The sequence below is a fragment of the Streptomyces violens genome (assembly GCF_000717745.1).
Taxonomy (GTDB): domain Bacteria; phylum Actinomycetota; class Actinomycetes; order Streptomycetales; family Streptomycetaceae; genus Streptomyces; species Streptomyces violens.
The window spans coordinates 235690-250038 of the sequence record NZ_JOBH01000011.1; the positions used below are offsets into that span (position 1 = coordinate 235690).

Sequence of the window (14349 nt, forward strand, 5' to 3'; positions counted from 1 at the left end):
CGGCTCAGATGTCCCGGAAGATCTCGATCTGGGCGCCCAGGGAGTTGAGGCGCTCGGCGAGGTCTTCGTAGCCGCGGTTGATGACGTAGACGTTGCGCAGTACGGAGGTGCCCTCGGCGGCCATCATCGCCAGGAGGACGACGACGGCGGGGCGCAGGGCCGGCGGGCACATCATTTCCGCCGAGCGCCAGCGGGTCGGGCCGTCGACCAGGACGCGGTGCGGGTCGAGCAGCTTGACGCCCGCGCCGAGACGGTTGAGGTCCGTCAGGTAGATCGCGCGGTTGTCGTAGACCCAGTCGTGGATCAGGGTCTGCCCCTGGGCGCTGGCCGCGATGGCCGCGAAGAACGGCACGTTGTCGATGTTCAGGCCGGGGAACGGCATCGGGTGGATCTTGTCGAGCGGGGCGCTCAGCTTGGAGGGGCGGACGGTGAGGTCGATCAGACGGGTACGGCCGTTGTCGGCGGTGTACTCCGCGCTGCGGGTGTGGTCGAGGCCCATCTCCTCCAGGACCGCGAGCTCGATCTCCAGGAATTCGACGGGTACGCGGCGGATCGTCAGCTCGGACTCGGTGACGACCGCGGCGGCCAGCAGGCTCATCGCCTCGACCGGGTCCTCCGACGGCGCGTAGTCCACGTCCCGCTCGATGTGCGTGACGCCGTGCACGGTGAGGGTGGTGGTGCCGATGCCCTCGACCCGTACGCCCAGCTGCTCCAGGAAGAAGCACAGGTCCTGGACCATGTAGTTGGAGGAGGCGTTGCGGATGACCGTGACGCCGTCGTGCCGGGCGGCGGCGAGCAGCGCGTTCTCGGTCACGGTGTCGCCGCGCTCGGTCAGGACGATCGCGCGCTTGGGCGCCACGGCCCGGTCGACGTTGGCGTGGTATGTGCCCTCGGTGGCGGTGACCTCCAGGCCGAAGTGGCGCAGCGCGGTCATGTGCGGGGTGACCGTCCGGGTACCGAGGTCGCAGCCGCCCGCGTACGGGATCTTGAAGTGGTCCATGCGGTGCAGCAGCGGGCCGAGGAACATGATGACGCTGCGGGTGCGGCGGGCGGCCTCGGTGTCCATCGCGTCGAGGTCCAGCTCGGCGGGCGGGACGACCTCCAGGTCGTTCCCGTCGTTGATCCAGCGCGTACGGACGCCGATCGAGCCCAGCACTTCGAGGATGCGGTAGACCTCCTCGATGCGGGCGACACGGCGCAGGGTGGTGCGGCCGGCGTTCAGCAGCGTCGCGCAGAGCAGAGCCACGCAGGCGTTCTTGCTCGTCTTGACGTCGATACTGCCGGAGAGACGGCGGCCGCCGACGACGCGGAGATGCATGGGACCCGCGTACCCCAGGGAGACGATTTCACTGTCCAGCGCCTCGCCGATCCGGGCGATCATCTCAAGGCTGATGTTCTGATTACCGCGTTCGATGCGGTTGACCGCGCTCTGGCTCGTGCCGAGCGCCTCCGCCAGCTGCGTCTGTGTCCAGCCCCGGTGTTGCCGGGCGTCACGGATGAGCTTGCCGATACGTACGAGGTAGTCGTCTGCCATGAGGAGAACGTTATCTCAGATATGAGATGGATGTTGAACTGTCACCCGTTCGCGCCGACGGCTTTGCGACGGCCGGCGGACACGGCTCGTACGAACGGCGTACGGGCGGCGGCCCGCTCCTGCGGTCCGCCGCCCGCGCCACAAGGGGAGGCCACTTACCAGGTCGGCCCCGCCACCTGCCGGGTCGTCACGTTGATCCGGTTGAAGAGGTTGGTCAGGCCGACCATGAGGACGATCGACGCCAGCTGCTTCTCGTCGAAGTGGTCGGCGGCCGCGTCCCAGATCTCGTCCGGCACCGGGTCCGGCTGGTCGGCGAGCCGGGTCGCGGCCTCGGCGAGGGCCAGCGCCGCGCGTTCGGCCTCGGTGAAGAACGGCGCGTCGCGCCAGGCCGCCACGGCGGCGAGCCGCTCGTCGGTCTCGCCCGCCTTCTTCGCCTTGAGCGCGCCGCCGACCACGCAGTAGCCGCAGCCGTTGATCTGGCTCGCCCGCAGGTGCACCAGCTCCAGCGTCGTCTGCGGCACTCCGCCCGAGCCGGCCGCCTTCAGGAGCTGCTGCACGGCCGCCGTGGCCTCGGGAAAGATGGTCGCGGGGTTCTGCATCCGTGCCTGCATGATCGCTCTCCTCGTGATCAGACTTGTGATCGGATTTCCGTGCTTCACCCCTACGACGGCAGCGGCCCACGAGATGTGACATGCGGGCCGAGCCATCCGCAAAAACTTTCCGCGCCCTCCGCACCCACCCTCTGTACCTACTGGTATGTATGCTTCCCTCATGAGCACTGCGAAAGGCCGGAGCGGCCCGAACGGCCCATCGGCCGGCACCTCGGAACGCCTCATCGAAAGCACCCGCGAGCTCCTGTGGGAGCGCGGCTACGTCGGTACGAGCCCCAAGGCGATCCTGCAACGCGCGAACGCGGGCCAGGGCAGCATGTACCACCACTTCACCGGCAAGCCGGACCTCGCGCTGGCCGCCATCCGGCGCACCGCGGAGGAGATGCGGGCCGAGGTGGCGCGGCTGCTCGCCGGGCCCGGCACGGCGCCGGATCGCATCGGCGCCTACCTGCGCCGGGAACGCGACGTCCTCAAGGGCTGCCCGGTCGGGCGGCTCACCCAGGACCCGGACGTGATGGCCGACCCGGCGCTGCGCGCCCCGGTCGACGAGACGTTCGACTGGCTGCGCGGCGAGATCGCGGCGGTGCTGGCGGAGGGTCAGGAGCGCGGCGAGCTGGCCGCGGAGCTGGACCCGGCTGCCACGGCCGCCACCGTGGTCGCGGTCGTCCAGGGCGGCTACGTCCTCGCCCGCGCCGCCGGTACGCCGGACGCCTTCGACCAGGCGGTCACGGGCGTACTCACCCTGCTGGCCGCACACGCCACCCGGAGCCGCTGATGTACGCAGCGCAGTACGAGATCACCCTGCCCGCCGATTACGACATGGGCGTCATCCGCAAGCGGGTGGCCGACTACGGGCATCTGCTCGACGACCGCGCCGGGCTGGGCCTGAAGGCGTACCTGATCCGCGAGCGCGGCACCGACGGCTCGCCGGTCAACCAGTACGCGCCTTTCTACCTCTGGCAGGACGTCGACGCGATGAGCCACTTCCTCCTCGGCGGGGGCGGCTTCCAGGGCATCATCCGCGACTTCGGCCGCCCGGCCGTACAGCACTGGACCGGCGTGACCACCCTGCCGGGCCCCGCCCGCGAAACACCCCCACGCACCGCCTCCCGCCGCCTGACCCCTCTCCCGCCCGCCCCCGACCCGGACGGCACGGGCCTGGGCCTCTCCCGCCTCATCGAGCAGGAAACCGAAGCCCTCCACACCCTGACCCGCCGCCCCGACGTCCACACGGCAGCCCTCGCCGTCGATCCGTACCACTGGCACCTGCTGCGCTTCGTCCTGTGGACGGACACCGTCCCCACCGACGAGGACACCACCGAGCGCTACGAGGTGCTCCATCTGTCGGCTCCGGCCGCCGGGTAGTCGACGTACCCGGCGGCCCCGCCCGTGTAGTACGTGGCGGGGTCGCCCGCCGCCAACTCCTGTCGGAGGGCGAAGCGGGTGACGAGATCCGGGTTGGCGATGAAGTGGGTGGCGTACGAGACGGCGTCGGCGAGCCCCGCGGCGATGACCGCGTTGCCGGAACGCCGGTCGAAGCCGTTGTTCGCGATCAGCGGGCCGGGGAACAGGCGTCGGTAGCGCGCGAAGGCGGCGAAGTCGGGGGCTCCGTCCGGCGCCGCGCGGTCCGGCCCCCGCAAGTGGAGGTACGCCAGGGGCCGGTCGCCGAGCTCCGCCACAAGGGCGTCGTGGTCGGCGCGCGTCCCGGTGTCCGCCTGGAACCGGCCACCGGTCCAGTAGGGCGAGAGCCTGAGACCCACGCGCCGTCCCTCCCATGGCTCGGCGACCGCGTCGACGATCTCCAGCAGCAGGCGCCGCCGCCCGGCCGGGGTGCCGCCGTACCCGTCGGTGCGGCGGTTCAGCCGCGGGTGGAGGAACTGCGCGAGCAGGAAGGTGCCGAGGGCGCCGATCTCGACGCCGTCGAACCCGGCTCGCCGGGCGTTCGCCGACGCGGCACGGAAGCCGGCGACCGTGGCGGCGATGTCGTCCGCGGTCATCTCCCGGGGAGTGACGGTCGGCTTGAACCCGCTGGGAGTGCGGGACCGTTCGTGGGGATCGACCGCCGACGGGCCGGCGGGCAGTCGCCCGCCGAGGTGGTCGGGGTGGGATGCGGCACCGGTGTGCCAGAGCTGCAGCACGATGCGGCCGCCGAGAGCGTGCACGGCATCGGTGACTCGCCGCCACCCGGCGACCTGTTCCGCGCTGTAGATGCCAGGGACGTGAACGAAGCCGATCGCCTGCTCGCTCACCCAGGTCCCCTCCGTGACGATCAGCCCGGCCCCGGCTCGCTGGGCGTAGTACACGGCATGCAGCTCCGTCGGGACCAGCCCGTCGTTGGCCGCGCGCGCCCGGGTGACCGGAGCCATCACCACCCGGTTGGGCAGCCGGAGGTCCCCGAGGTCCGCGCCGGTCAGCAGCGGCTGGCCGAGCGCGACCGGCCGGCTCGTCGTCGTCCTCATCGCGCGTTCTCCTTCCACGTCACTTCTGCGGTGGCACATACGTCATGTCGGTGACGGCGCGCGACGAGGAAAGGTGACCGATGGACGAGTACGGCGGGGCGGCGGCCCGGAACGGGGATGGCGGGCCGGCCGCACGGTTCGAGGCGCACCGTGGCCACCTGCGGGCGGTCGCCCACCGGATGCTCGGCTCGGCCGCCGAGGCGGACGATGCCGTGCAGGAGACCTGGCTGCGGCTCGGCCGCACCGACGCAGGAGAGATCGAGAACCTGGGCGGCTGGCTGCGGACCGTTCTCTCCCGCATCTGCCTCGACATGCTGCGGACCCGCGCGACACGCCGGGAGGAGCTCCTCGGCCACCGGCTGCCCGACCGGCTCCACACGCCTTCGGACACCGGGGGCGGCGGCCCGGAAGAGCAGGCACTGCTGGCCGACTCGGTCGGCCGCGCGCTGCTCGTCGTACTGGACACTCTCGCATCCGCCGAACGGGTCGCCTTCGTGCTGCACGACCTGTTCGCCGTGCCGTTCGCGGAGATCGCGCCCCTCGTGGACCGCTCACCGGACGCTACGAAGAAGCTCGCCAGCCGGGCCCGCCACCGGGTACGGGGCACGACCACGCTCCCCCCGGCCGAACTCGCCCGGCAGCGGCGGGTCGCCGACGCCTTCCTGGCCGCCTCGCGCCGCGGCGACCTCGACGCGCTGCTCGCGGTCCTGGCGCCCGACGTCGTACGCCGCGCCGACCGTGCCGCCCTGCCGCCGGGAGCCCCGACGGAGGTCCGCGGGGCACGGGCCGTGGCCGAGGGAACCCTCGTCTTCGGGCGGCGCGCACGGTACGCGGAGACCGCGCTGGTCGACGGGGCCGTGGGGATCGTCGTCGCCCCGTACGGGCGGCTGCGCCTCGCGCTCACCCTCACGGTCGAGCGGGACCGGATCACCACGTACGAGGTCATCGCCGACCCCGCCCGGCTGCGCCGCCTCACTCTGGCGCTACCGGAGGAAGCGGACACCAGGTAGGCAGGGCATGACCGCGCGGCGGCGATGTACTAGAGTTATCTCGACATCGAGATATCTGCCGAGAGACGTACCGCTGCCGCGCTAGTAAGGCTCCCCTAACTAAGTCTTACCTTAGCTGATCGGCTGGGGCCGGTGACGGCAGGATCGTGGTGGTACGCGCGAATTCATGCATGAAGGAGACTGTCGTGTCGGCGAACAGCTTCGACGCCCGCAGCACCCTGCAGGTGGGCGACGAGTCGTACGAGATCTTCCGGCTGGACAAGGTGGAGGGCTCCGCCCGCCTGCCGTACAGCCTGAAGGTGCTGCTGGAGAACCTGCTCCGCACCGAGGACGGCGCGAACATCACCGCCGACCACATCCGGGCGCTGGGCAACTGGGACTCGCAGGCCCAGCCCAACGAGGAGATCCAGTTCACGCCGGCCCGCGTGATCATGCAGGACTTCACGGGCGTGCCCTGCGTCGTGGACCTCGCCACCATGCGTGAGGCCGTCAAGGAGCTCGGCGGCGACCCGGCGAAGATCAACCCGCTGGCCCCGGCCGAGCTGGTCATCGACCACTCCGTCATCGCCGACAAGTTCGGCACCAACGACGCGTTCGCGCAGAACGTCGAGCTGGAGTACGGCCGCAACAAGGAGCGCTACCAGTTCCTGCGCTGGGGCCAGACCGCCTTCGACGAGTTCAAGGTCGTCCCGCCCGGCACCGGCATCGTCCACCAGGTGAACATCGAGCACCTGGCCCGTACGGTCATGGTCCGTAACGGCCAGGCGTACCCGGACACCCTCGTCGGCACCGACTCGCACACCACGATGGTCAACGGCCTGGGCGTCCTGGGCTGGGGCGTCGGCGGCATCGAGGCCGAGGCCGCGATGCTCGGCCAGCCGGTCTCCATGCTGATCCCGCGCGTGGTCGGCTTCAAGCTGACCGGCGAGCTCACCCCCGGCACCACCGCCACCGACCTGGTGCTGACCATCACCGAGATGCTGCGCAAGCACGGTGTCGTCGGCAAGTTCGTCGAGTTCTACGGCGAGGGTGTGGCCGCGACGAGCCTCGCCAACCGCGCCACCATCGGCAACATGTCGCCGGAGTTCGGCTCCACCGCCGCGATCTTCCCGATCGACGACGAGACCCTGAACTACCTCAAGCTCACCGGCCGCTCCGAGCAGCAGGTCGCGCTGGTCGAGGCGTACGCCAAGGAGCAGGGCCTCTGGCTGGACCCGGCCGCCGAGCCGGACTTCTCCGAGAAGCTGGAGCTGGACCTGTCGACGGTCGTCCCGTCGATCGCCGGCCCGAAGCGCCCGCAGGACCGCATCGTCCTGGCCAAGGCCGCCGAGCAGTTCGCGCAGGACGTGCGCAACTACGTCTCGGACGACGAGGAGGCGGGCAAGGAGTCCTTCCCGGCCTCGGACTCGCCGGCCCGCACCAACGGCGTGCCGACCAAGCCGACCCAGGTCGTCGCCGCCGACGGCTCGGTCTTCGAGATCGACCACGGCGCCGTCACCGTCGCCGCGATCACCTCCTGCACCAACACCTCGAACCCCTACGTCATGGTCGCCGCGGCGCTCGTGGCCAAGAAGGCGGTCGAGAAGGGCCTGACCCGCAAGCCGTGGGTCAAGACCACCCTGGCCCCGGGCTCGAAGGTCGTCACCGACTACTTCGACAAGGCCGGCCTGACCCCGTACCTGGACAAGCTGGGCTTCAACCTGGTCGGTTACGGCTGCACCACCTGCATCGGCAACTCCGGTCCGCTGGACGAGGAGATCTCGAAGGCGATCAACGAGGCCGACCTCGCCGTCACCTCGGTGCTCTCCGGCAACCGCAACTTCGAGGGCCGGATCAACCCCGACGTCAAGATGAACTACCTGGCGTCCCCGCCGCTGGTCGTCGCGTACGCCATCGCCGGCTCCATGAAGGTGAACATCACCGAGGAGGCCATCGGCAACGACACCGAGGGCAACCCGGTCTACCTCAAGGACATCTGGCCCACCGAGGCCGAGGTCAACGACGTCGTGGCCAACGCCATCGGCGAGGACATGTTCAACAAGTCCTACTCCGACGTCTTCGCGGGCGACGCGCAGTGGCAGGCGCTGCCGATCCCGACCGGCAACACCTTCGAGTGGGACGCCGAGTCCACCTACGTCCGCAAGCCCCCGTACTTCGAGGGCATGACGATGGAGACCACCCCGGTCGAGGACATCGCGGACGCCCGCGTCCTGGCCAAGCTGGGCGACTCGGTCACCACCGACCACATCTCCCCGGCCGGTGCGATCAAGGCCGACACCCCGGCCGGCAAGTACCTCACCGAGCACGGCGTCGAGCGTCGCGACTTCAACTCCTACGGCTCCCGCCGTGGTAACCACGAGGTCATGATCCGCGGCACGTTCGCCAACATCCGCCTGCGCAACCAGATCGCGCCGGGCACCGAGGGCGGCTTCACCCGCGACTTCACCCAGGCCGACGGCCCGGTGTCGTTCATCTACGACGCCTCGCAGAACTACCAGGCCGCCGGCATCCCGCTGGTCATCCTGGCCGGCAAGGAGTACGGCTCCGGCTCCTCCCGCGACTGGGCCGCCAAGGGCACCGCGCTGCTCGGCGTCAAGGCCGTCATCGCCGAGTCCTACGAGCGCATCCACCGCTCGAACCTGATCGGCATGGGCGTCCTGCCCCTGCAGTTCCCCGAGGGCGCCTCCGCCCAGTCCCTGGGCCTGACCGGCGAGGAGACCTTCTCCATCACCGGCATCACCGCCCTGAACGACGGCGGCATCCCGGAGACCGTGAAGGTCAAGGCTGCTTCTCCCTCTGGGGCAGATGTCGAGTTCGACGCCAAGGTCCGCATCGACACCCCCGGCGAGGCCGACTACTACCGCAACGGCGGCATCATGCAGTACGTGCTGCGCAGCCTGATCCGCAAGTAAGCGGAGCCCGGCAGCGGCAGGAAGGGCCGCACCCCTCGGGGTGCGGCCCTTCCGCATGCCCGGCTTGTACCACGGAAAGTCCCGGTAGGGCGGGTGTGCGGGGCCGCTCGGGGTGATCACGAGGCCGGGGGAGTGGTGTCGGGGCGTACCGGGTGAGAAGGCGGCGGGGCGCGGTACGTCTTGCGTCGTCCTTATTTCCTGCTGACAGGAGAATCACATGCGCAGGTTCATCGGCCGGTCCGTCGCGGCCGCAATGCTCGCGACGGCGGTCGTCCTCCCGGTCTCGGGCGTGGCCCAGGCCGCCCCGCAGGCGCCGTCGGTCGCGACGTGGCAGCACCACGACCGCGGCGACTGCAAGTGCAAGCACAAGCACGACCGCTGGGACGACGACGACCACCACGGCTGGTGGGGCCACCACGGTCTGCTCAGCAGCCTGCTCCACATCCTCCTCTGAGCCGTCCGGGAGCCGCACAGGGCCGCACCGTCCGTTCGCGGGCGGTGCGGCCCTGGCCTGTGGCACACGGTGCGGTCAAGAGAGCAGTTCGATCTCGGCGAGGGTGGCCCTGCCGGCCGGGACCAGCCGGTAGTGCCGGTACGTGCCCGGCCGCTCGACGGAGAAGACGCGGGTCTGCTTGTCCCAGGTGAAGGACTCGGCGGAGCGGCGGTCCAGGGTGGTCCACTTCCGGCCGTCCGGGGAGCCCTCCAGGGTCCAGCCGGCCGGCGCGTCCTCCTTGGCCGACGAGGTCAGCGTGTACGAGGTGACGCGGGCCGCCTTCGGGAGGTCGGCGGCCGCCGTCCCGAAGGACGCCGACGTGTCCGAGGTGTTGTCGAAGAGCGCCGAGCCGTCCGGCGCGGTCGCGTCACCGGCCGGGGACGGGACCTTCTCGTCCTGGGTGATCGAGGTGGGCGCCGCGTGCGCGCCGGTGCCCCAGCGGGACGGCTCCGGACCCATGGCGAAGTCCAGCGTGCCGCCGCGGGCGAGGACGGAGTGCGGGAGCGCCGTGGAGGTCCAGGGCTTGCCGTTGACCTTCACCCCCTGCACGTAGACGTTCCGGGTGCTGTTCTTCGGGGCCTTGATGACCAGGTTGCGGCCGTTCTCCAGGTGGACGGTGGCCTTCGTGAAGAGCGGGGAGCCGATCGCGTACTCGGGCTGGCCCATCACCAGCGGGTAGAAGCCGAGGGCGCTGAAGACGTACCAGGCGGACATCTCGCCGTTGTCCTCGTCGCCGGGGTAGCCCTGGCCGATCTCGCTGCCGAGGTAGAGCCGGGAGAGCACCTCGCGGACCTTCTCCTGGGTCTTCCACGGCTGCCCGGCCGCGTCGTAGGCGTACGCGATGTGGTGCGAGGGCTGGTTGCTGTGGCCGTACATGCCCATCCGGGTGTCGCGGGCCTCGGTCATCTCGTGGATCACGTTGCCGTAGCTGCCCGCGAACTCCTTGGTACCGGTCTCGGGCGTCGCGAAGTACGTGTCGAGCTTCTTCGCGAGGCCCGCGCGGCCGCCGTAGAGGTTGGCGAGGCCCTTCAGGTCCTGCGGCGCGGTGAAGGCGAAGGACCAGCCGTTGGTCTCGGTGTAGTCGTGGCCCCAGACGCGCGGGTCGTACTTGTCCGGTGTCAGCCGCCAGTTGCCCTGCTCGTCCTTGCCCTGGAAGAAGCCGACCCTGTCGTCGAAGAGCTTGACGTAGTCCCGGGCGCGGTTGAGGAAGTACTCCGACTCCTCCTTGTAGCGCTTCTCGTGGGTCTTCTTGTAGAGCGCGCGGCCCATCTGTGCGATGCCGAAGTCGTTGAGGTAGCCCTCCAGGGCCCAGGACATGCCCTCGCGGGTCTTGGTGGACGTGTACCCGAGGAACGGCGAGGTGTTCATGCCCTTGCGGCCGACGCCGGGGCTGGGCGGCGCGACGGTGGCGTTCTTCAGCGCCGCCTCGTACGCCGCCTTGGCGTCGAGGCGCACCCCCTTGGCGTACGCGTCGGCGAACGCCACGTCGGAGCTCGTACCGGTCATCAGGTCGGCGTAGCCGGGCGAGGACCAGCGGGAGATCCAGCCGCCGTCCTTGTACTGCTGGACGAAGCCGTCGGCCAGCTCGCCGGCCAGCTTCGGGGTGAGGAAGGAGTACGCGGGCCAGGTGGTCCGATAGGTGTCCCAGAAGCCGTTGTTGACGTGGACCTGGCCATCGACGATCTTCGATCCGGTGTGGGTGGGGGTGTCGGGGCCGGTCGCGGGGGAGAAGGGGCTGGCGTAGCGGACCTTGCCGTCCACCTTCTCCGAGCCGGAGTTGGGGTAGAGGTACAGCCGGTAGAGGTTGGAGTAGAGCGTGGTGAGCTGGTCGTGGCTCGCGCCCTCGACCTCGATGCGGCCGAGGATGTCGTCCCAGGCGGACCGGGCCCGGTCCCGTACGGAGGCGAAGGACGCGCCTTCGGGGGCCTCCTGACGGAGGTTCTCCTTCGCCTGGTCGACGCTGATGAGGGACGTGGCGATGCGCATCGTCACCGTGCGGTCGGTGCCGGGCTCGAAGCGGAGATAGCCGGTGACGTCGGGGCCGCCGCCTCCGGTGAGCTTGCCGCCGGCGGTGACCGGCGCGTCGAACGTGGCGTACACGAAGAGCCGCGTGGCCCCCGTGGACAGCCCGCTCTTGACGTCGGAGAAGCCCGTGACCACGCCGTTCTCGGTGTCGAGCGTCAGGCCGCCCTTGTTGTTGACGTTGTCGAAGATCAGGCTCGCATCGTCACCCGGAAAGGTGAACTTCATCAGGGCGGCGTGGTCGGTGGGAGCGATCTCGGTCTTCAGTCCGTTGTCGAAGGTGACGCCGTAATAGTGCGGCTTCGCCGTCTCGCGGGAGTGGTGGAAGGGGAGCGCGCGGGCGGTGCGGGAGGCGTTGGGGGTGCCGGCGGCCGCGGACGGCATCACCTGGAAGGTCTGCCGGTCGCCCATCCAGGGGCTGGGTTCGTGGCTGGCGGAAAATGCCTGGAGGGTGGGGAGGTTGTCGGCGTTGTTCTTGCGCGCGTATTCGTAAAGCCAGTCCTGGGAGCCGGCGTTGGTGACCGGGGTCCAGAAGTTGAAGCCGTTGGGGACGGCGGTCGCGGGGAAGGTGTTGCCGCGGGAGAAGCTGCCGCTGGAGTTGGTGCCGCGGGTGGTCGAGGCGTAGTCGGCGAGGTGCGCGAGACGCTTCTCGGGCGCCTTGGGTGCGAGCGTCACATCGTCGAGCCAGCCGCGGAAGGCGCCGGTGCCCTGAGGCGCGTCGTACGCGATGAGGATGCGGTCGACCGTCTTTCCGGCGGCCACCGCTCCGATCCGTGACTCCCGGTTGTTCCACTGATTGACGTAGAGCGTCTTGGCGGCGCCCTGGCCCTGCGGCGTCAGCGGAGCGCCGTACTGATCGGCCGGTTTCAGGTCGCTGAGGTAACTGCCGTCGGTGAAGGCGAGATCAACGGAGACGTGGGTGGCGCGGTAGTCACGGGCCGATCCGGCCATTTCGGGGAAGAGCTTGTAGGAGAGGGCGGTGTCGCGATCGACCTGGACGTCGACGTCGAAGACCTTGTTGTACGCGTAGCCGTGGCCGCCGGCGGTGTGGCTGCCGCCGTAGCGGAGCGCGCGGGTGCCCGTGAAGCCCGCGTTCTGCTTCGCCGTGGGGGAGTCGGTGGGGCCGGTGTCGACGTGGCTGGTCATGCCGGGTGCCGTGCCGCTCTCGGGGCGGACGCCGGAGGCTCTCAGGGTGCCGTCGGGGCCCGTTTCGGTGGTGTCGCGCCAGTCCGCTGCCGGCTCGCCGGACTCGAACGAGGAGCTGAACTCCTGGGCTGTGCCCGGTGGTTCCTGTGGTGCGGAGGGCGCGGCCACGGCCGCGCCGTGTGCCGTCACGATCAGCAGGGCGGCGGCCGTCAGGGCGACAGGCCGGTTGATCCCACGCAAGTGTCCGATCCGCACGCGAGCATCTCCACTCATCTGACATGGCTCAACTGACATCGTTGTCATACCGGCATTGCAGAGATAACCAACAGCCGTGCGGCCTTTGGTGTCAAGGGAGCCGGGAGAGGTGGCGGCAATGACCCCTGCCCGATCCGCGCATGTCGGCGTGCATGTCGGAGAGGTCTCAACTCGGGAAAGACTGGCGGCAAAAGCTGCTTTTGATCTTGCCCCGCTCGCGTGAAGTGGACTATACCTGTCGGCGTCCGAATGGCTGTGCGCTTCGAGCCGTCCGGAACCGGGGGACCAGCGGGGAATCCCACGTTTTCCCTGCGTATCTCTAGCGCGCCCGGTGCACATCCCGTACAACTCAGCTTCATCTGACCCGCGGTGCCGGGGTGGCTCCGGTACACCGCCTGAGTCCTGGAGAAGGCGAGGACTTGAGCATGGGATCCACCTCAGAAACCAGCCGTCGCGATCTGATCAAGCGGTCCGCGGCGCTCGGAGTGTTCGCCGTCCCGACGATGAGTGCCCTCGCCTCGTGCGCGAGCGGTGGTGACAGCGGCGGCGGTGACAAGGTCGACAAGGGCACCAAGTCCGCGAAGAACCCGCTCGCCGTCAATGAGAGCGCGGCTTTGGACGTGGTCATCTTCGACGGCGGTTTCGGCGACAAATACGCCAAGGACGCCGAGGCGCAGTACGCGGCCGCCTACCCCAAGACCAAGGGGAAGATCAAGCACGCCTCCACGCAGAAGATCCAGTCCACGCTGCAGCCCCGTTTCAACGGCGGCAATCCGCCCGACCTGGTCGACAACTCCGGTGCGGAGCAGATGGACTTCAGCACCCTGGTCGGCAAGGACCAGCTGACGGACCTCACGCCGCTGCTCGACGCGCCCTCGATCGACGACCCGAGCAAGAAGGTGCGCGACACGCTGCGCCCCGGCGTCGTGGAAATGGGCCAGTTCGGCGGCTCGGAGATCTGGACCCTGTACTACGCCTACACGGTCTACGGCGTCTGGTACTCCAAGACCAATCTCAAGAAGCTGGACGCGGAATACCCGGAGACCTGGGACGACATGCTCGCGCTCTGCGCGAAGGCGAAGAAGAAGGGCATCGCCGGCTGGACGTACCCGGGCAAGTACCCGTACTACGTGCCGTTCAGCCTGTACCCCTTCATCGCGAAGATCGGCGGCGCCGAGGTGCTGCGCCGGATCGACAACCTGGAGCCGGGCGCGTGGAAGGACCCGGCGGTGCGCGCCGCGTTCGAGGCGTACTACGAGCTGTACAAGAAGGGGTACATCCTCAAGGGCAGCCCGGGCCTGGACCACCTGCAGTCCCAGAAGGCGTGGGCCGAGGGCAAGGCGCTGTTCATCCCGAACGGCTCCTGGGTGGAGAACGAGTCGGGCAAGCAGATCGAGGCGGCCGGCAACTTCGACCTCGCCGTGGGCGCCCCGTCCGGCCTGGACTCCTCCGACAAGATGCCGTTCGGGACGCTCTGGGCCTCCGGCGGCGAGCCGTTCATCGTGCCCAAGCAGGCGCAGAACGCCGAGGGCGGCATGGAGCTGCTGCGCATCATGCTCAGCGAGAAGTCCTCCAAGAACTTCACCAAGCAGGTCTCCTCGCTCACCTCGCTGAACGGCGGTACCGAGGGCCTGACCCTGCCGCCGGGCCTGTCGTCCGCGCAGCAGGCCCTGGAGAAGGCCGGCAAGAACGTCCTCAACCCTCGGCTGCAGGACTGGTATGTCGCCCTGCAGAAGGAGAAGATCGGCGTCGGCTGCATCGGCGAGATGATGGCCGGCCGGCTGACCCCGGCCGAGGCCATCAACAAGATCCAGAAGTACGCGGACGAGACCCGCAAGGACTCCAGCGTGAAGAAGTACAAGCGCTGACCGACGAATTCGCTGTGTCACCAGCGGCAGCCGCCGCAG

Annotated in this window: 10 protein-coding genes; 6 read left to right on the plus strand and 4 right to left on the minus strand. The window is 69.5% G+C overall.

What is annotated here, in order from left to right:
• Positions 1 to 4: 4 nt before the first annotated feature.
• The gene (locus IF04_RS0123065; RefSeq protein WP_030261144.1) at positions 5 to 1534 is read right to left on the minus strand and encodes a helix-turn-helix domain-containing protein; all 1530 of its coding nucleotides are present in this window, start codon (positions 1532 to 1534) and stop codon (positions 5 to 7) included.
• Positions 1535 to 1689: 155 nt separating this feature from the next.
• Positions 1690 to 2145, minus strand: a complete 456-nt coding sequence (locus tag IF04_RS0123070) for a carboxymuconolactone decarboxylase family protein (protein WP_030261147.1) — start codon at positions 2143 to 2145, stop codon at positions 1690 to 1692.
• 160 nt (positions 2146 to 2305) lie between these two features.
• Between IF04_RS0123070 and IF04_RS0123075 the strand changes: the two genes are divergently transcribed.
• Positions 2306 to 2920 carry a TetR/AcrR family transcriptional regulator gene (locus tag IF04_RS0123075; RefSeq protein WP_051831477.1) on the plus strand — a complete coding sequence of 205 codons (615 nt, stop codon included), beginning with the start codon at positions 2306 to 2308 and terminating at the stop codon, positions 2918 to 2920.
• Entirely contained in the window at positions 2920 to 3510 is a 591-nt protein-coding gene (locus IF04_RS0123080; RefSeq protein ID WP_030261153.1) for a DUF4865 family protein, read from the plus strand. Before IF04_RS0123075 ends, IF04_RS0123080 begins: the two co-directional genes overlap by 1 nt.
• On the opposite strand, the gene IF04_RS0123085 is transcribed toward IF04_RS0123080, so the two are convergent.
• Positions 3471 to 4604, minus strand: coding sequence for an alkene reductase (locus tag IF04_RS0123085; protein WP_037960350.1), 1134 nt, complete (start codon positions 4602 to 4604; stop codon positions 3471 to 3473). The genes IF04_RS0123080 and IF04_RS0123085 overlap by 40 nt on opposite strands.
• A gap of 80 nt (positions 4605 to 4684) precedes the next feature.
• Here IF04_RS0123085 and IF04_RS0123090 point away from each other — a divergent pair, with 80 nt between their 5' ends.
• The 3 genes from IF04_RS0123090 to IF04_RS0123100 all read left to right on the plus strand — a co-directional run bounded on the left by IF04_RS0123090 (position 4685) and on the right by IF04_RS0123100 (position 8980).
• Complete coding sequence (locus IF04_RS0123090; protein ID WP_030261159.1) at positions 4685 to 5614, plus strand: sigma-70 family RNA polymerase sigma factor; 930 nt, start codon at positions 4685 to 4687, stop codon at positions 5612 to 5614.
• A 185-nt stretch (positions 5615 to 5799) separates the two neighbouring features.
• Positions 5800 to 8526 (plus strand): aconitate hydratase AcnA, encoded by a 2727-nt coding sequence (acnA, locus tag IF04_RS0123095; protein ID WP_030261161.1) that lies wholly within the window; start codon positions 5800 to 5802, stop codon positions 8524 to 8526.
• A gap of 217 nt (positions 8527 to 8743) precedes the next feature.
• A complete protein-coding gene (locus IF04_RS0123100; protein WP_030261164.1) occupies positions 8744 to 8980 on the plus strand; it encodes a hypothetical protein in 237 nt (78 codons plus the stop codon).
• A gap of 75 nt (positions 8981 to 9055) precedes the next feature.
• On the opposite strand, the gene IF04_RS0123105 is transcribed toward IF04_RS0123100, so the two are convergent.
• On the minus strand, positions 9056 to 12460 hold the full coding sequence (locus IF04_RS0123105; protein WP_030261167.1) for a GH92 family glycosyl hydrolase: 3405 nt from the start codon (positions 12458 to 12460) through the stop codon (positions 9056 to 9058).
• A gap of 407 nt (positions 12461 to 12867) precedes the next feature.
• Here IF04_RS0123105 and ngcE point away from each other — a divergent pair, with 407 nt between their 5' ends.
• Positions 12868 to 14310, plus strand: coding sequence for an N-acetylglucosamine/diacetylchitobiose ABC transporter substrate-binding protein (gene ngcE / locus IF04_RS0123110; RefSeq protein WP_030261169.1), 1443 nt, complete (start codon positions 12868 to 12870; stop codon positions 14308 to 14310).
• Positions 14311 to 14349 lie beyond the last annotated feature (39 nt).